Source organism: Providencia sp. UF-183 (assembly GCF_058246155.1).
This window is the reverse complement of sequence record NZ_JBSICD010000075.1, coordinates 1-375: the sequence shown is the minus strand read 5'-3', so window position 1 is coordinate 375 and position 375 is coordinate 1. Positions and strand designations below refer to the sequence as shown.

1 protein-coding gene is annotated in these 375 nt (G+C 47.7%); it reads left to right on the top strand.

The window, feature by feature from the left end; all coding sequences use genetic code 11:
• On the top strand, nt 1–375 hold a 375-nt coding region (locus AC4IFT_RS22410; RefSeq protein WP_490752939.1), incomplete at both ends, for a hypothetical protein.

The following is a 375-nucleotide window of genomic DNA, read 5'->3' as shown; positions in this document are numbered from 1 at the left end:
TGACAAAGAGAAAGAGCAGAAGCGGATAGAGAAAACGCAGCTAGTCGGCGAGTTAGGTAAGCAGATTACAGATATTGTGGTGACGGAAAAGCGGATAGACGCGACCAAAGAAGAGACGAAAAACTTCGATAAAACACCAGTCACAGCTGATGAGCGTAAGAAAGCGATTGATTCTATCAAAGACCCGAACTTAAAAGGGGATGAAACAGCTATTCGTGAGGCGGTATTGAACGACCGCATTGAAAAAGCGGTTCAAGCATCAGAGTGGGGCGTGGGTGGTGATAATCGCCGCATTGTAGAGTCGGGCACAGCCTTAATCCAAGGATTGGTGAATGGGGATGTAAATAAAGCGGTGGCGAATGCGAGTGCGCCGTA